Origin of the sequence: Niallia tiangongensis, assembly GCF_044704065.1 — a bacterium.
Classification (GTDB): domain Bacteria; phylum Bacillota; class Bacilli; order Bacillales; family Cytobacillaceae; genus Niallia; species Niallia tiangongensis.
Window position 1 is genome coordinate 4,898,417 of sequence record NZ_CP162613.1, and the last position, 18,291, is coordinate 4,916,707.

Consider the following 18,291-nt stretch of genomic DNA (forward strand, 5'->3'; position numbering starts at 1 on the left):
CTACATCATCTCCTCATTGCCAAAAGCATTTGTTTTCTTAAACGTTATGAGTGATACCGCAATAACGATTGCAGAAATAATCAATGTTACCGCTGCTGCAACTGCATATTGAGGTGCCTGACCTGTTGTAAGCTTATAAATCCAAGAAATTAAAATATCTGTTGATCCTGCGTTCCAGCCGATACTTCCCGGACCACCTTCATTAAATAAGTAGATGATAGAGAAGTTGTTAAAGTTAAATGTATATTGTGTAATCATAACTGGTGCTGTCGCAAATAAAATCATCGGTAATGTAATGTTACGGAATTGCTGCAAAGCAGTTGCCCCGTCAAGATTTGCTGCCTCATATAAATCATCTGAGATAGATTGCAATACTCCTGTTACCATTACAAAAATATACGGGAATCCAAGCCAACCTTGAATCATAATAAGTGCTGTCTTTGTCCAAGTAGCATCTGTCTTCCAAGAGATTGCCGGTATATCAATGAGCGGCAAATGATTAATCAACGGGATTACTTGTGCGTTAATGGCACCGATACTGTCATTGAACATATTAGAGAATCCCATGATAGAAATAAATGCTGGTACTGCCCATGGTAATAAGAATAGAATTCGGAAAAATGATTTTCCTTTTACATGCTTCTGATGTAATACAACCGCAGCAACGACTCCAAGAACAATTTGTAAAGTGGTTGCTCCAAATGTCCAAATCAATGTCCATACAAGAATTTTCATAAATGTTGCACGATAAGAACTTAAGAAGAAAATATTTGTAAAGTTCTCAAACCCAATCCAGTCAATTAGCTTAAATGGTGGGATATGCTGAAAATCGTAGTTTGTAAAGGCAATAAATAATGTAACTAATACCGGGAAAATAATGATAAAAGCCATTAATATATAAGATGGGAATGTAAAGATATAAGGGAATCCTTGCTCCCAAAGATTTTTCAAAATATCAAGTGTCTTTGTATTAATCTTTTCTCCTCTGTCTCTTAAAGTCCCAATTTTGCGAGCATCAAGGATATTCAAGATATAGAAGAATAAAAAGATAACAGATAAGATTAATTGCAATGTTCCTTTAATCATTAGGAATAACGAGTGATCATCACGAGGTATGCTTCCTAATGTAATTAGTCCTTCTAAAGCCTGAAATCCAGTAAGTGCCATCTCTATTGCAAAAACTAAAAAGAGAGCAAAGAAGATTATTCCTTTAAATGCTTGTTTATTATAAAACTGTCCTAACCCAGGAATAATGGATAACAGGGATGCTTTCTGTTTATGGTTTGTTTCATTTTTACTCATTACGGGCTATCCCCTTTCTATAAATTGCATATTGTTGCATATATGATAATTTATTGATTTACCAAAAAAAATCATCACTCGACCAACTTTTTTTGATAAACCAACTCTCGTTTGAAAGCATTTCCAATGCAAACGATTGCGTTAAGGAAAGAAGAAATTTCTAATTATCTGCTGTGATAATTAGAAATTTCGACTGAAGGGAGCTAAATACCTCCCTTCCCTTTTGATAACTTATTTGTATTTTTGTTCAATTGATTCTTTAATATTTTTAACTGTATCCTCTGCAGATTGCTCAGGTGTTTTCGCACCAGAAACTGCATCAAACATTAGATATTGTCCGCCATCCCATACTTCAGCCATTTGTTGAATATTAGGCATTGGAGAAGCGTTTTCAAAGTTTGCAATAACAGCTTGTGCTAATTCGTTATCTGCAGGAACTGCTTCACGTGCGATAGTGTTTGCAGGAATTTCGTTTGTTGCTTCAAAGAATTTTGTTGCATTATCCGCATTACCAACATACTCTAACCATTTAGCAGCTAATTCTGGATCTTTTGCATAAGAAGAAGCTACCCAAGCTTTTCCTCCACCAAATGCAGCGAATTTTTCACCGTTTGATAATGTAGGAATTGCACCAACTCCATAGTTTACACCAGCATCTTTGTAAGTAGATGCCATCCAAGGACCATCAATAATGACAGCTGTTTTACCAGTAGTAAACATTTCTGTGATAAAGTCACCGGAACCGGTTACGTCTTGCATACCTTTAGGCCATTGATCATACCAAGTTTTTGCATATTTAATTGCATCGATTGTACCAGCATTGTTTAAACCGATATCAGTTGGATCTGTTCCTTCGCTTCCGAATGCATATCCACCATATCCAGCAACTAATCCATAGCTAAAATAGAAGTCTGTCCATTTTGCTAAGAAAGCAGTGTTCTTGCCAGACTCAGATGCGAATGCATATTTGCTGTCTTTTGTTAATGCTTCTACTTCTGAGAAATCTTTTGGCATTTCACTTACTAAGTCTTTATTATAGTAACCTACTAATGTTTCGATAACAAATGGTGTACCATATTGTTTTCCATCAAACGTAACTAGTTTTGATTCTGTATCTGTAATTCCTTCTGGCTGTGTTGTTACTTCAGCTAAATGACCTTGGCTACCCATTGAACCAACGCGGTCATAAGGAGCGATAAATACATCTGGACCAGTTCCAGCAGGACCATCTAATGCTAAAGCATCCGCTTGGTCTGTCATTGCCATCACTACTACTTTTACTTCTGCATTATTTTCAGATTCGAAATCACCTTTAATGCTTTCAATATATTTTTTATACCCATCGCCATCAACTGACACGGTCAATGTTTGTTTTCCGTCAGTAGATCCGCCTTTTGAACTTTCTTTCGTATCATTGCCGCCGCAAGCGGTTAAAGAGAATGCAGTAAGTAATGCTACTCCTGACATTAATAGTTTTTTATAACTTTTCATGAAATTTTCCCTCCTTGTTTATCTCACATTCTTATTGTAAATTTGAAAACGCTTTAATGCAATCGTTTTCTCTGTGTTACCGATAACAGAATGTAACATGCAAACACATCAATGTATAGATTACGCTATTGTTGGGTAAATATACATATTTCCCTACGAATTAACCGTAATGGATCAAGGTAATGCTACGAATTCCTTCTTCTGTTATCTTTTCGGTTTCGTTATAGTGCTAATGGGCTTTGAGGGGCGCTTCTCTGTTGTTACCTTTCCAGCTTTTATTTATTGCTTGCGGGCTCAGAGGAGCGTTCTCTGTTACCTTTCCTCCTTTTATTTACTGCTTGCGGGCATAGAGAAGCTCTCTCTGTTACCTTTCCAGCTTTTATTTACTGCCTGCGGGCTCAGAGGAGCGTTCTCTGTTACCTTTCCTCCTTTTATTTACTGCTTGCGGGCATAGAGAAGCTCTCTCTGTTACCTTTCCAGCTTTTATTTACTGCTTGCGGGCTCAGAGGAGCGTTCTCTGTTACCTTTCCTCCTTTTATTTACTGCTTGCGGGCATAGAGGAGCTCTCTCTGTTACCTTTCCTCCTTTTATTTACTGCTTGCGGGCTCAGAGGAGCGTTCTCTGTTACCTTTCCTCCTTTTATTTACTGCTTGCGGGCATAGAGAAGCTCTCTCTGTTACCTTTCCAGCTTTTATTTACTGCTTGCGGGCATAGAGGAGCGTTCTCTGTTACCTTTTCGACTTTCGTTTCCTGCTAACAGGCACAGAGAACGTCCACCTTCACACGATAAACAAATAAAAATAGCCAAAACTATCCCTATTTAAGCGGACAGTTTTGGCTATTTTTAATAAATTTATCCTTTTACTCTTTTTAACGAAACTTTCCCCATATTAAGTTTAGAGAAAATAATTGTTAGAATAATTGGTACTGCAATTGCGACAACCATTGCAATCGCAAATGTTACCATATATTTTGGTTGAATCGATAGAATTCCTGGGATTCCACCTACTCCAATCGAGTTTGCCATTACGCCAGATCCAACAGAGATAATCGCGGCAAATAAAGAACCGATCATGGCAGCTAGGAATGGGAAGCCATATTTTAAATTAATACCAAACATGGCGGGTTCTGTTACTCCTAAGTAACAAGAGATAGCTGCTGGGATTGATACTTGTTTTTCTTGTTCGTCTTTACGATTTAAATAGATCATCGCAAGTACCGCTGATCCTTGTGCGATATTGGATAATGCGATCATTGGCCATAGATTCGTTCCGCCAAATTCGCTCATTAATTGTAAATCGATTGCATTCGTCATATGATGTAATCCTGTAATTACAAGTGGTGCATAAGCAAAACCAAATACTGCTGCAAATAACCATCCTAAAGTAGAAGTTAATCCAGAGTATACTACATCTGAAATTACTGAACCTATCTTCCATCCGATTGGGCCTAGTACTGTATGTGCAATTAATACAGTAGGTACTAATGCAAAGAATGGTACAACAATCATTGAAATCGCATTAGGTACTATTTTACGTAAACGTAACTCTAGGAATGAAAGTAATAAACCTGCTAAAATGGCGGGAATCACTTGCGCTTGATAACCAATCATTTCTACTTGAGCAAAACCAAAATCCCAAAATGGTACTTCTTGTGTTCCAGCTACTGCATATGCATTTAATAATTGCGGAGATACTAATGTAATCCCTAATACAATACCAAGAATTTGAGTAGCTCCCATTTTTCTTGCTACTGCCCACGTAATCCCTACAGGAAGAAAGTGGAATATCGCTTCACCAATTAACCATAAGAAACTATTCGTCCCAGCCCAAAACTGAGAAACTTCTACTAATGTTTTGGTTCCACCATCGACTAATTTAATTTCACCAATAACATTTCGGAAACCAAGTATTAATCCCCCAACTACGATAGCTGGGATTAACGGTGTAAAAATATCCGCTAAATGAGCTATCATTCTTTGCAGAAAGTTCATATTTTGTTTCGCTGCTTCTTTTGCAGCATCCTTTGAAGTATCACTCACTCCTGCAATGGCAATAAATTCATTGTAGAAAGAGGAAACCTCATTTCCGATAATAACCTGGAACTGTCCCGCTTGTGTAAATGTTCCTTTTACAAGCTTGATTTTTTCAATACTGTCTATATCCGCCTTCGATGGATCGTTTAAAACAAAGCGCATTCTTGTCGCACAGTGTGTCACAACAGAAATGTTATCGCTTCCACCAATGTGCTCAAGAAGCTCCTTTGCCTGTTCTGTATATTTCCCCATCATTCTTCCCCCTTTGTCTTTTCCCTCATTTATTTATTAATCCATTATCATTCTCTAACATACCCAAATCCTGTATATACAAGTATTGGTTACGTTTTCATTATAGTTGTATATACAGGTGGTGTCAATATAATAAAAAAATAAAATTTTTGGTATTAAAAGGGGCTATTTTAAATATAAGAGTAAGCAAAATAACTATGAATAATAAAAAAACAAACCCATATAATCTATTCATTATAAGCAGATTAAATGCCCTCGTAATGAATGATTATATGAGTTTAATTATTTTGGTAGTATTCCAAACCTACATAAATAGTGCGATGCTAGTAGCAATTAGAATCATCGTACCGAAATATAGATAATCAAATAAAGTGATATACGTCTTCTGAAAATATGTTCTATCCCTTTCCCCTGTAAATCCCCTTACTTCCATCGCAATCGCCATTTGCTCCGAACGACGGATTGCTTGTGTTAACAAGGGAACTGCATAGCGGAAGAAAGCTTTCCAAGTTCCACTATATTTATATCCTCGAATCCGATGTGCTTCTTTTAATTGTGCTAAATCAGATTGAAACATTGGAATACAGCGAAAGCCAGCCATCATTCCATATGCCCATTTCGGAGACAATTTCCATTGATGGATAAGACTCATCATTAATTCATATAAATTAGTCGTAGTAGTAAATAGCAGGCCAATCGTAACGAAGGCAAGCATGCGTGTAGAAATGAGGAAACCACTTCCCATACTTTCTTCTGTTACTTGAAACCAAGCCCACTTCCAAACCACTGTTTCTCCTTTTCCAAAAGCCGCTAGCATCCAAAAGGTAAGCACAAAAAAAACCGAATAAGGAAGAAGAACTTTAACAAGAAATTTCCCCTTCCATCCTCCAAGTGTTAAACCAAGTATCAACACATATATCCAAATTGCTAATGTAGAAAATGCGCTTTGAATCGTCATTAAGATAACCATTAGCAAAATATGTGTCATTAATTTCATCGCTGGATTAAGATGTGATAGATAAGACTCGTTGCTTTTGATTGTCTCCAGCCTCCTTTAAATCTGCGATTAATTGATAATGAAGAGGAGGCACAATAGCTAGCCTCTTACAAAGCTCTTGATTGGAAAAAAGAAGATACGGATGGTCAGCAAAAGCCATATTCTTCTGATGTAGGACTGCTACCTTATCTGCATATTGATCGACAATATCCATATCATGTGTAACCATAATAATAGAGGTTCCTTCCATTTTTCTTTTTTTAAGAACCTGTAATAAATCATGAGAAGATTTCGCATCTTGCCCAAAGGTAGGTTCATCCAACAGAAGAATATCTTGATCTAATAACAGCATGGTTGCTACACTCAATCTTCTTTTCTGTCCAAAGCTAAGGGTAAAAGGATGTTGATTTTGATATGGCTCTAAACCAAATTCCTTCAAAAGCTCTGTCGTTCGTTTATTAATATCCGCTTCCTTCCATTGATACTGAACACCAGAAAACGAAATTTCATCAAAGACCGTTTGATTAATAAATTGAAGCTCAGGATTTTGGAATACGAAACCTAAGCGCTGATACAAGTCTCTGTCTCGCCACTTTTTCAGATTCTTCCCATGAAAGCGTATATCTCCCTTTTTGCTCTTTTTCAAATGAGCAAGTATCTTTAAGAAAGTACTTTTTCCTGCCCCGTTGTTACCAATAACAGCAATCCATTCTCCCTTATTCACGGTAAAATCAATGTTTTCTATAATAGTTTCTTTATTATAAGCAGCTTCTAAATGATTCATTTCAAGAACCGGATCGTATAGCTTTTCAGACTCTATCTTTGCTTTTTTACTTTCATATTTATTGATTAAGTCTATTCTTCTTGGATGACTTCCATTTTGAATTAACTCATCCCACTTATAAGGGAACACTTGAGGTATCCATATTCCAGCATCTTGCATCTCCTCTTTATACTGTTTAAGGACCATTTCCGGTTTTCCATCCGCAATTATTTGTCCTTTTTTATTCAAAAGAATAACGCGATCCATCCATTCTATACAGCCATCTAATACATGCTCAACCATCACCATCGTTTGTCCGGTTCTAGCTGCTGTATTTTTTATTACCTCAAAAACTTCTTTTCTACCAGACGGATCAAGCTGCGCAGTTGGTTCATCCAAAAAGAGTACTTCTGGCTCTAATGCTAATAGGCAAGCTAGTGCTAATCGTTGCTTCATTCCTCCTGAAAGATTCGCAATAGGAGTATGGGGTTCTATCATTAATCCTACTGTTTCAAGCACATCCAAGATTATCGCATCCATTTGCTCCCTAGGCACTTTTCTATTTTCCAAACTAAAGGCAATTTCTTCATCTACATGCTGCATACAAAACTGTGTATCAGGATTTTGGAAAAGGACACCTGCCCTTTTCCTTCTAATCACTTCTCCTGACACATATGCTTCTATATGTTCCGGAATAATGCCAGCTAAAACAGATATAATAGTAGATTTACCGCTGCCACTCGGACCTAAAATCAAAACTTTTTCTCCTTGATTAATATGCAGTGTTACTTCTTTGAGGACAGGTTCCTTATCCTCAAAAAAGCGCACAGATAGATGGTTACATCCTAACAATGAACTCATCATTATTCTCCTTCTTCCGATTCGATCTATAAATAGCATATCCATTCAGGACACCTGTTTTACCAAGCCCCTCAACAATTGCTTTTGCTAATAATCCTCCTAAAATAAGACCACTAATCACTTGAATAATAAAGGTTAGAACAAGTGTTGTCGTCGTATAATAGGAAAAACCATTTGCTATTATGCTATATAACATGCTTCCACAAGCTGCTAATGCTCCTGACAGCATTAAGACAGAAACATGGTATTTTTTATAGCGAAATACCGCAAATGCTATTTCTGCTCCAATTCCTTGGAAGACTCCTATTAAAAGTGCTGATAATCCAAAATGGCTGCCAATTAACAGCTCAACCGAAGCTGCAACTACTTCTGCAATTAAGGCTGCGCCCGGCTTCTGTATAATATAGGCAACTATTGGACTAGCAATAACCCAAATTCCAAACATAAAGTTAGCACCAACTGGACCAACGAGTGCTGAAATCGGAAGCCACAAAGTGGACCACCCCATATAAAGAACGCCACATGCTACGGCAATAACAACTAATAAGACAACCTCTTTGATTTTCCAGTTCATACAGTCACCTCAAGGGTTTTCACTGGCCATTCCTCCAGATTATAAGCCATATCCCAAAACTTATATTCTAGTTGGCAGCTTAATAGAAAATACTCCGTTAGCTTTTCCTTCTGTTCTTCATTGAGCGTTTCAGCCAGTTCATCTAATCGCTGACAAAGAGATGTAGTAACAGTCATAGGACCATCTCCGTAGAAATGAATCCAGTCATAAAAAGGATGTGTACTATCTGGATTTACCTCTTCTAAAAGCTTTTTCCCGATTTCTACATATGTCCATGGACAAGGCAAAAGGACCGCTATAATATCAGCGATTCCGCCTTGATGAGCAACTGTTAGCATATGACGGATATAATGGTGAGCAGAAGGAGCTACTGGAAACCCTTGTAGGTCTTCGTATTTAACGCCTGCTACTTCACAAAAATTATTATGAGGATGAGTTTCACTATGTAGCACAAAGGAAATTTGGTTATTAAATAGCTCAATATCCTTTCTATTCGTGCTTTTTGAAATCGCCAATCCGTAAATCTTCATAAAGGCATTTAAATATTCAAAGTCTTGTTTCACATAATGAATAAGCTGTTCTTTCTTTAAATCCCCCTTCCTGATTCCTTGAACAAACGGATGTTCAAAAATTGCCTGAAAGATTGGTTCAGCCTGTTTACGTAATGCTTGTGAAAAACTCATTTGATTTCCTCCTTCTTTTGGTCTTCTAAGACCAACCATTAAGATTTTTTTGAAAAGGAAAACATGGAGCAACTTTTATATGCAAAAAAGCCACTCCAAAAAATGGAGTGGCTTTATATGAATAAAATAACATTTACATTCTATGCCGACTCCACTTTCCTACGCTAGTATGAACTAGATCAGGTTCAAAGGGTCCAAGTATCCTTGTCTCAGCCAAAAAGGCTCCCCCAGTGGATTTTCCTATTCAATTACTTATTACATTACCGAATGTCTCTGATTTTTGTCAATCATTTTCTTATAATTATTTTTTAATTATTCTGATTATCACTTTGTTAAAAGGGGATAGCTATAACTGAAATTTTAATAATGGCGTTGAGGTTTCCTTTTCTTAAAGAAACTTTCACAAAATCGACATATTTATGTGATTTTTTTCACATAATTTAAGTATATAATCACTATATAAACAGTATTAACATTTTACAAAAGAATGAATTTTAAGATACTATGGAGAATAGTAGCAACAAAGTAAATTATTAACGAATCTTGTTCTCCATTTAGTAATGAAATGGCTTTAAATACTATTAATCTATTAAATTTGAAAAAGGGAGTTGCAAAAGAATGAAACAACAAAATATAAATCGCGTCGTTTTAATTGGTACAGGTGCTGTAGGATGTAGCTACGCTTATTCATTAATTAACCAAGGTGTTACAGAAGAACTTGTTTTGATAGATGTAAATAAAAAAAGAGCAGAAGGGGAAGCAATGGATTTAAATCATGGTATCCCATTTGCTCCAGCACCGACAAAAGTATGGGCTGGCGACTATTCTGACTGTGGAGATGCGGATTTAATTGTCATCACTGCAGGTCTACCTCAAAAGCCTGGGGAAACTCGTTTAGATTTAGTTGCAAAAAACACAGCAATCTTCAAAAGCATTGTAAAAGAAATTACTGCTAGTGGATTTGATGGCATTTATTTAATCGCAACAAACCCAGTTGATATTCTTACTTATGTCGTTTGGAAAGAGTCTGGTCTTCCTAAAGAGCGAGTAATCGGTTCTGGTACTACATTAGATTCTGCCCGTTTCCGCTATATGCTTGGTGAGTATTTCGATGTAGATACACGCAACATACATGCTGCTATTATTGGTGAGCACGGAGATACGGAGTTGCCTGTATGGAGTAGTACAACCATTGGATTAGAAAGCATTGAAACAAAGCTAGCTAAAAATGATAAATACGCTCAAAAAGACCTAGATGAGATTTTCATTAATGTCCGCGATGCCGCTTACCATATTATAGAACGAAAAGGTGCCACTTATTATGGAATCGGAATGTCACTTGTCCGTATCACAAAAGCTATTCTCGGAAATGAAAATTCTATTTTGCCAGTGTCTGCTTACCTAGATGGCGAGTATGGCCATAAAGATATCTATATTGGGGTTCCCGCAATTATTAATCGTCAAGGAATCCGTGAGGTTCTTGAGCTAGAACTAAATGAAAAAGAAGAAGAACAATTTAACCACTCTGTGGAAGTTCTTAGACAAACTATGAACTCTGCCTTAAAATAACAGAGATGAAAGCCTATTGCTTTTTTACTGCAATAGGCTTATTAATTTTCATCCATTAGATGCAGCGGCTCATAACCGTACTCTATTAAATGAACCGATCCATTTTCCGCAAATACAATACCTTCTTCTTCTAACATCCTTCTTTGAAGTTGCCCATGTTGACCAGGTAATCCGATACAGCCTTTACTATTAAGTACTCTTTGCCAAGGAAGCTGATACTTTTCCGTTAAAGTATGAAGAATCCTAACCACTTGTCTTGCTGCCCTTGGACTGCCAGCAATCTTCGCAATTTGCCCATACGTCATTACTTTTCCCTTTGGAATATCCGCAATAATTTCGACAACCAACTTTGTAAATGGCCTCATTCTTTCACCTCCATTCTTATTTGGGGTCCTCTCAAAACTTTTTCTTTATTTTATCAGAGTTTTATTGCTCTTTTAATGGAGATTATGCTTTTATTGGTTAACTGTGGTTTTGTTATACACCTTTGTATGTGAAATGGATTCTTTTCTTACCGATTAGGCTGCTTTACTTACGACCTTTCTCCTTTTACTTGCGACTCTATCAACTTTACTTGCGGTTTTTCCCCTTTTACTTGTGACTATACATACTTAACTCACACTTCATCATTTCCCCGTAATCCTCTTTATTCCACTAAACCTTCCATACTCCATTTCAAACTATTTAAACTTTTTTATAAAATTCCCTATAAAACTCATTTTTTTCTTTTTATAGGGAATAAACGTACTAATAAGACATAGGAAGGAGTAATACGAATGAAAAAAATTCTATTCTTTTCACTCTTCACCTTTTCTCTCATAGCAAGTAGCTGTTCCAATGATCCACCAGGCAGTCAAACAGAAGCATCTACACAGGAAACTAATGTAGCAGGACAAGCTAATCAAACCACTGACAACAATAAAGAAACACCTTCTACTGGTAATCAGATAAAAGAGCTTCGATCGATGCTTAAAATGAAAGAGAACAAACTACCGACAAAATTCCCTGTAACCGATAATGAATATGTAGGCACCAAAATAAATAAAAATGAAACGGATGAATATTCTATTTCATTTTATCAAACACAAGAACCTGTACCAATTAACGATAAGTCTTTGTCTACAAATAATAACAGAATTGCGACCTTTAAAGCAGAAACTTTCGATGACCCAACTAAACAAAAGGAGCTGTTTCCCGAGGTTTCATTAGACTCTATACCAGATGATATGAAGGTAGATTTAGCCCATCAAATTAACGGTATGAAGGAAGGAGCAGCTGGAAGTTCGTATTTAGTTTGGAAGGAAGGACGCTGGGTGTTACAAATTAAATTCATTTCTGCTGATGAATTAGACACTGCCGATATTGCTAGAAAAATGGTTGACTATTTGGAAGAGAATGCACTCCCAATTCCGAAGGATAACGGACGGATGGAGGTTAGCTATCCGCACAATGCAGAAGACGTTGAGGTAATGGTAAGATGGGAAGAAGAAAATATTGTTTATACTTTAGAAACTGGAGAAGTACCGATAAATGCTTTAATGATGACTGTCTCAACAGAATGATTTATAACTGGGGATAGTACAAACTTGAATAATTCGACTATAACTAACCTGATTTCAGCAGGATTTTCGGTTTATCGGATCACCTCAATCTGCTTTTTAGTTAAACTTTTTGGGGTTTCAGCCTAAACTCACATGCTTTTCAGCCAAACCTCTATATAACAAAAAAGAATTATTGGAAAAGCAAATCACCTTCTCCAATAACTCTTTTTCCTTACAATCAACTGAAATTAAGCCCGTACTTTCATTACTGAACAATCATCGCATTGAATCATGTTTTTGATTAGTTCTTTGTTCTTTTCTTCAAATAGTTCATTATGAGACGACACCATTGCGCTATTGCTTGCTTCAGGCTGGATATATAATTTAGCTTTATTGACTGCATTTGCTGCATCTTGGAAAGCCCCTGCAATTAAATGAACTTTGCCTTCATGCTTTAGAATATCGCCAGCGGCAAATATACCTGGTACAGATGTCTCACTATTAACATTACCTGCTATGTAAAAATCTTCAAGCATGTCAATTTTTAATTTACTATTTTTTAATAGAGAAGAATCCATTTCATAGCCATGGTTAATAACCACTTCATCTACCTTTAGAGTAGTTACTTCTTCTGATTGTGTATTTGTTAATTCAACAGAATCAATACGATCATGATTTTCGTTAGCAATCAGTTTCGTAATAGATGTATAGAATAAACACGCAACATTGCTTTCTAATAATTCTCTTGCTTTTGCCTCGTGTCCTGCAAGTGTATCTTTTCTACATGTTAAATACACTTTCTTTGCTATCGGCTCCAGTTCAAGTGCCCAGTCAACAGCTGAGTTTCCGCCACCAGAAAGAACAACCACTTTGTCTCTAAAGTGCATTAAAGATTTCACCGTATAGTTTAAGTTTGACACTTCAAACCTTTCGGCACCTTCTATTTTTAATTTTTGTGGAGTGACTATTCCGCTTCCTACTGCTACAATAACTGTTTTGGAATAATGAATTTCTCCCGAATCAGTTTCTAATAAGAAAATGCCTTCCTCATTTTTAGAAATAGAATGAATCTTCGTATTTGTTACTACTTCGGGCTTAAAGGTCAAGCCTTGCTGTACTAGCTGCTCTCTTAACCTCTCACCTGGCATTGGAGTGATGCCGCCAACATCCCAGATCATTTTCTCAGGATATAAATGCAGCTTTCCGCCTAACTGTGGTAAAAACTCAATAATTTTTGTTTTCATTTCTCTTAGCCCACTATAAAAAGCAGAATACAGTCCTGCTGGTCCGCCGCCAATTATTGTCACATCGAATAGTTCTGTATGATCCATTAACCCGCTCACTCCTATTTTGAAAGTTTTATACTATCTATATATGATTAAATCGTTCTTTTATTAGTTAAATTGATTATCATTCTCATTTAAATACTACCTTTTTTTTCGATTTTTTTCAATCCTATAACAAAACTTTTATTGAACAGTTTATGAAATGGAATAACTTCCTTTATAAAGGATATAGTTTCACTGAAAATTGAGATCATACGTTCTTTTTCAACCTATCAATGTACAGAATCAAGAGTTATTTAGTGAATTAGGCAGTATTTTTAAGCATACAGCCTATTTAATTCAATCAGAAAAAACTTTACGAACGATATAAACTGTATATGCTTTATTTTCACGTTTGCGCTATATAATACTTGTTTTATATAATAAGGGTAACTCTACAGGAGAAGGATATGGATAAGTCCCATTACTATACTGGGAGTAACACAAGCAAGTAATACTATACTCAACACTATATTTACCCAAAGTTCCACTATAAGTATTGCCATAATACTCGCTTAATTCCTACTATTCCTCTATAAATAATCAAATTATATTTTTCAATTTCTAATTATTTATCCATATTCGGAAAATCTCCAAGATAAACCCTTTTAAGGAGAAGTGATTCATGCATAAAATCGAAGTCAAAAATCTCACTAAGATATTTGGAGGTAACCCGAAAGAAGGGCTTAAAAGACTCCAAGCAGGCGAAGAAAAAACGAAAATACTGAAAGAAACTGGGATGACAATTGGAGTAGATAATGCTTCTTTTCATGTAAAACAGGGAGAATTTTTTGTCATTATGGGTTTATCCGGGAGTGGAAAATCTACACTTATTCGTCTAATTAATCGACTTATCGAGCCAACTTCTGGTGAAGTGTTGATAGATGGGAAAAACATTACCACAATGAACAAAAAAGAACTTATAGATACCCGTCGGAAAAAGCTTAGCATGGTTTTTCAGAATTTTGCGTTATTTCCTAATCGAACTGTACAGGAAAATGTAGAATACGGCTTAGAAATCCAAGGCCATCCTAAGAAGGATCGCGCCGAAAAAGCTATAAAAGCCATACATGATGTTGGTCTAAAAGGCTATGAAGCAAGTTTCCCTAATCAGCTAAGTGGCGGTATGCAACAACGCGTAGGCCTTTCAAGAGCATTAGCAAATGATAGCGATATTCTTTTAATGGATGAAGCCTTTAGCGCGTTGGATCCACTTATTCGCAAGGAAATGCAGGATGAACTCCTTCGGTTACAGAACAAGCTAGGTAAAACGATTATTTTTATCACCCATGACTTAGATGAGGCACTCAAGCTTGGTGATCGAATTGCAATCATGAAAAATGGTTCCATTGTACAATTAGGAACAGCTGAAGAAATTTTAGAAAATCCAGCGAATGACTATGTATCTACCTTTGTAGAAGATGTCGATCGTTCTAAAGTATTAGTTGCTGGTCAAATTATGAAGCAGCCAGATCTTATTACCACTTGGAAGGATGGACCGAGGGTGGCAGTCCGCAAAATGGAAGAAGCTGGTCTATCAAGTATTTTTGTAGTTGATAAGGATAAACAACTAAAAGGTATCCTGACCATTGATGCTGCCATTAATGCGTACAAAGAAAATAAATGGGTAGAAGATGTTTTAGAGCATGATTTCCATTCCACCACATTCGATACCCCGTTAAATGATTTAATTGGAATCGCAGCTGAATCAAGATTCCCCATTGCAGTCACAGATAATAATAGATTGCTAGGAATCATCGTACGAGTCTCTATATTGTCTGGACTGATTCTCGGAAAAGAACAAAAGGAGGCTATCATATGAATTATTTCTTCTTTCCACTAGAAGATTGGACAAATCAATTTGTAGACAATTGGCTACTGCCAGTGTTAGGTGACTTTTTCAACTCCCTTAGCGGAGTACTAAGCGTATTTATAAACGCTGTCACTAATTTATTTACCTTTATTCCTGCTGAAATAATCGCAATACTTTTAGCGCTTTTAGCTTGGCGTCTTGCTGGAAAAGGAATAGCTATTTTCACTATTATTGGATCCCTTTACTTAGGATCCGTTGATCTTTGGACAGGAGCTATGCAAACATTATCTATTGTTATTGTAGCAACCTTTTTCTCCATTGTTGTTGGGGTTCCTTTAGGTATATTTACGGCAAAAAATCGAACATTAGATCATATCGTTCGACCAATCCTCGATTTTATGCAAACATTACCAAGCTTTGTGTATTTAATCCCTGCTATTCTACTCTTTGGTTTAGGAGAAGTTCCAGCAGTTATCTCTACTTTCGTTTTTGCTACTCCACCAGCAGTACGCATGACGAGCTTAGCAATTAAACAAGTTCCAGCTGATATCGTAGAAGCTGCAAAAGCTTTCGGTTCGACATCTTGGCAGTTACTGGTTAAAGTTCAGCTGCCAAACGCCATTCCAACCATTATGGCTGGAATTAACCAAACGATAATGCTCGCACTATCAATGGCCGTTATCGCTTCGATGATTGGATCACCAGGTTTAGGTAGCACTGTTTTATCCGGTATCTCTAGTGTAAATGTTGGATTAGGTCTTACTGGTGGATTAGGAATCGTTGTACTAGCCATCATACTTGATCGAATAACGCAAGGTTTAGGAAAAAAAGCGTAAAACTCTATCACAAAAATTAACAGGAGAAGGGAAGTATACAAATTTATGAAAAAATTAAAACTTAGCTTTTTAATGTTATTACTATTTACTCTTTTAATTGGGTGTTCCTCTCAAAGCCAAGAAACAGGGGGAAATGAATCAAGTAATAAAGAAACCATTACATTCGGTGTTACCCCTTGGACCAGTACCATTCCTCCAACAAAAGTTGCGAAGCTATTATTAGAAGATATGGGCTATACTGTAGAGGAGAAAAATGCAGATGCTGGCGGCGTTTATACTGGTCTTTCACGTGGCGATTTAGATGTATTTATGGATGCTTGGTTACCTGATATGCATGCAAATTACATGGATAGATACAGTAGCCAATTAGAAGATCTAGCAGTTAGCTATACAGAAGGTGAACTTGGCTGGGTTATTCCATCTAATGTAGAAGGAATTGAAAGCATTGAAGATCTAAAAGGCAAAGAAGATCTCTTTGGCGGAAAAGTATATGGTATTGAAGAAGGAGCAGGAATGACTGTTACTTCTAAAGAAATGATTGAAGAATACGGCTTGGATTTAGAATATGTTGCTTCTAGTGAAGGCGGAATGCTAGCACAAGCCTCTAAGCTTATGAAAAGTGGCGATCCTGTTCTTTTCCTAGGATGGCGTCCACACCCAATGTTTGTTGATTATGACTTAAAAGTATTGGAAGATCCAAAAGGTTTCTTTAAGACTTCAGAAGTTCATGTTGTTGTAAATAATGGTCTGAAAGAAAAGGCACCTGAAGTTCATGAATTCTTAAGTAAATGGAGCATGCCTGTTGAAGATATTGAAGAAATGATTGTCAAAATCGAAGAGGGTGCTGATGAAGAAGAAGTTGCTCAGGAATGGATTGACAATAATCAAGATAAAGTCGATGCTATGTTAGGGAAATAATCAAAAAACGGATACCTCAAGGGTAACGGGTTCCGTTTTGGGAGAGAAAACGTGAAATAACACTTTGTTTTTCATCCTAAATAGCACCCATATTAACACGAAATTTACAATGAATTAACCAGAAAAACGCTTGGAATTCCGAGCGTTTTTTACATTACTTACTTTACTTTAATTTAAAAGGGATTTCTTCTTCATATGCCTTTTTGTATTTTTCAATAAGTTCTTTCTTTTCTTCGTCACTATTAAAAGGTATATCCCCGCCAACAGGTATTACAGTGTGCCAATTTTCTTCTTTTAAGTACCTTGTGGCAAATAAATACGTTTGTCCTTCAACAAGAAGTTTGTCATCTTCCATCAGATACAAATATTCACCCTCGTACCCACCTTGTTGATTAACTTTAATAGTACCTTTCAACTCTCCCTTGATACTATCGAGCACTTCAACCTCAAATTGTGTTTCTGGATAACCATTTAGTGACTTTGTACCAACTTGTTTTATGACCTTTCCTAAAAATACATTATCTGAAAAACCTACAACTTCTCTTGGGTTGTATATATCAATAACAGTATTTGTTTCCATTGTTCTAATAATAGGGTTTTCTGGCGGATTATTTGAAAAGTAATTGGGACCGAAAATGCCTAAAGCAATTGATGCTGCTATTACTGGTCCTATAATATAAGACCATCTCCGTTTTGATTTTCCCATCTCTAATTTTGCTTTTGAAACACCCATTTTGCTTCTTTCACTTAGTTCTTTTGGTATTTCAATTCTATTCATTTCTTGTTTAATCTTATTGCTCATATAAACCAACTCCTTTCAAATCTTTACGGAGCTTGTCTAAAGCTCTATATAAAATTGTCTTTGCTGTACCCAAAGGTATTTCAAGAGTTTCTGATACTTCTTTAATTGTAAAACCTTCATAAAATCTTAAAATGATTACACTTTTCTCATCTTCGTTTAATCGTTCGATTAGGTCTCGAACTGTCATTTCTAAATCAATATCTTCATTGACATCTCCAATTATGAATTCCTCAAATTCTGGCTTCATTTGAACTACGTTTTTCTGCTTACGAAGCAGATCAATGGCACAACTAATTGCAATTCTTATTAACCAAGTTTTAAAGTATTTAGGTTCTTTCAGATTTTTAATTGATTTGAATGATCGATATGCGGTCTCTTGAACAACATCAAGAGCATCACTTTGGTTTTTTACATATATAAATGCTGTACGATAAATATCTTGTTCATATTTCTGGAATATTGTTAAAAACGCTTTGTCATTTCCGTTTTGAGCTTTCTTTATTAAATTCAACAACCGAGCCACCTCCTT

Annotated in this window: 16 protein-coding genes and 1 riboswitch; of the genes, 5 read left to right on the top strand and 11 right to left on the bottom strand. The window is 36.3% G+C overall.

What is annotated here, in order from left to right:
• From AB3U99_RS23185 to tenA, 7 genes are all read right to left on the bottom strand, one after another.
• The gene (locus AB3U99_RS23185; protein ID WP_400244258.1) at positions 1-1,302 is read right to left on the bottom strand and encodes an ABC transporter permease subunit; all 1,302 of its coding nucleotides are present in this window, start codon (positions 1,300-1,302) and stop codon (positions 1-3) included.
• 231 nt (positions 1,303-1,533) lie between these two features.
• A complete protein-coding gene (locus tag AB3U99_RS23190; RefSeq protein WP_400244259.1) occupies positions 1,534-2,793 on the bottom strand; it encodes an extracellular solute-binding protein in 1,260 nt (419 codons plus the stop codon).
• A gap of 853 nt (positions 2,794-3,646) precedes the next feature.
• Positions 3,647-5,080, bottom strand: a complete 1,434-nt coding sequence (gene treP, locus AB3U99_RS23195) for a PTS system trehalose-specific EIIBC component (RefSeq protein ID WP_400244261.1) — start codon at positions 5,078-5,080, stop codon at positions 3,647-3,649.
• A gap of 304 nt (positions 5,081-5,384) precedes the next feature.
• Positions 5,385-6,119: an energy-coupling factor transporter transmembrane component T family protein gene (locus AB3U99_RS23200; protein WP_400248165.1), complete on the bottom strand. Its 735-nt coding sequence runs from the start codon at positions 6,117-6,119 to the stop codon at positions 5,385-5,387.
• Positions 6,085-7,701 carry an ABC transporter ATP-binding protein gene (locus AB3U99_RS23205; RefSeq protein ID WP_400244262.1) on the bottom strand — a complete coding sequence of 539 codons (1,617 nt, stop codon included), beginning with the start codon at positions 7,699-7,701 and terminating at the stop codon, positions 6,085-6,087. Before AB3U99_RS23205 ends, AB3U99_RS23200 begins: the two co-directional genes overlap by 35 nt.
• A complete protein-coding gene (locus AB3U99_RS23210; RefSeq protein ID WP_400244263.1) occupies positions 7,679-8,275 on the bottom strand; it encodes an ECF transporter S component in 597 nt (198 codons plus the stop codon). Before AB3U99_RS23210 ends, AB3U99_RS23205 begins: the two co-directional genes overlap by 23 nt.
• Positions 8,272-8,958, bottom strand: coding sequence for a thiaminase II (gene tenA, locus AB3U99_RS23215; RefSeq protein WP_400244264.1), 687 nt, complete (start codon positions 8,956-8,958; stop codon positions 8,272-8,274). Before tenA ends, AB3U99_RS23210 begins: the two co-directional genes overlap by 4 nt.
• A 139-nt stretch (positions 8,959-9,097) precedes the next feature.
• A riboswitch (TPP riboswitch) is annotated at positions 9,098-9,197 on the bottom strand.
• Between the two features lie 379 nt (positions 9,198-9,576).
• On the opposite strand from tenA, the gene AB3U99_RS23220 reads away from it, so the two are divergent.
• Positions 9,577-10,527 (top strand): L-lactate dehydrogenase, encoded by a 951-nt coding sequence (locus AB3U99_RS23220; protein ID WP_400244266.1) that lies wholly within the window; start codon positions 9,577-9,579, stop codon positions 10,525-10,527.
• 41 nt (positions 10,528-10,568) lie between these two features.
• On the opposite strand, the gene AB3U99_RS23225 is transcribed toward AB3U99_RS23220, so the two are convergent.
• A complete protein-coding gene (locus AB3U99_RS23225) occupies positions 10,569-10,892 on the bottom strand; it encodes an MGMT family protein (RefSeq protein ID WP_400244268.1) in 324 nt (107 codons plus the stop codon).
• A gap of 411 nt (positions 10,893-11,303) precedes the next feature.
• Between AB3U99_RS23225 and AB3U99_RS23230 the strand changes: the two genes are divergently transcribed.
• On the top strand, positions 11,304-12,089 hold the full coding sequence (locus AB3U99_RS23230; protein ID WP_400244270.1) for a hypothetical protein: 786 nt from the start codon (positions 11,304-11,306) through the stop codon (positions 12,087-12,089).
• A 227-nt stretch (positions 12,090-12,316) separates the two neighbouring features.
• On the opposite strand, the gene AB3U99_RS23235 is transcribed toward AB3U99_RS23230, so the two are convergent.
• Complete coding sequence (locus tag AB3U99_RS23235) at positions 12,317-13,399, bottom strand: NAD(P)/FAD-dependent oxidoreductase (RefSeq protein WP_400244272.1); 1,083 nt, start codon at positions 13,397-13,399, stop codon at positions 12,317-12,319.
• A gap of 619 nt (positions 13,400-14,018) precedes the next feature.
• Here AB3U99_RS23235 and AB3U99_RS23240 point away from each other — a divergent pair.
• Genes AB3U99_RS23240 through AB3U99_RS23250 form a run of 3 tightly spaced genes read left to right on the top strand, consistent with a single transcriptional unit; the run spans position 14,019 to position 16,960 of the window.
• Positions 14,019-15,215 carry a glycine betaine/L-proline ABC transporter ATP-binding protein gene (locus AB3U99_RS23240; protein ID WP_400244274.1) on the top strand — a complete coding sequence of 399 codons (1,197 nt, stop codon included), beginning with the start codon at positions 14,019-14,021 and terminating at the stop codon, positions 15,213-15,215.
• A complete protein-coding gene (locus tag AB3U99_RS23245; RefSeq protein ID WP_400244276.1) occupies positions 15,212-16,042 on the top strand; it encodes an ABC transporter permease in 831 nt (276 codons plus the stop codon). The genes AB3U99_RS23240 and AB3U99_RS23245 overlap by 4 nt, the downstream gene beginning before the upstream one ends.
• Before the next feature lie 45 nt (positions 16,043-16,087).
• A complete protein-coding gene (locus AB3U99_RS23250) occupies positions 16,088-16,960 on the top strand; it encodes a glycine betaine ABC transporter substrate-binding protein (protein ID WP_400244278.1) in 873 nt (290 codons plus the stop codon).
• A gap of 163 nt (positions 16,961-17,123) precedes the next feature.
• Here the strand turns inward: AB3U99_RS23250 and AB3U99_RS23255 are convergent, their stop codons facing one another.
• Both AB3U99_RS23255 and AB3U99_RS23260 read right to left on the bottom strand, forming a co-directional pair.
• Positions 17,124-17,762: a hypothetical protein gene (locus AB3U99_RS23255; RefSeq protein WP_400244279.1), complete on the bottom strand. Its 639-nt coding sequence runs from the start codon at positions 17,760-17,762 to the stop codon at positions 17,124-17,126.
• Positions 17,752-18,276 carry a sigma-70 family RNA polymerase sigma factor gene (locus tag AB3U99_RS23260; RefSeq protein WP_400244281.1) on the bottom strand — a complete coding sequence of 175 codons (525 nt, stop codon included), beginning with the start codon at positions 18,274-18,276 and terminating at the stop codon, positions 17,752-17,754. The genes AB3U99_RS23255 and AB3U99_RS23260 overlap by 11 nt, the downstream gene beginning before the upstream one ends.
• Positions 18,277-18,291: the final 15 nt, after the last annotated feature.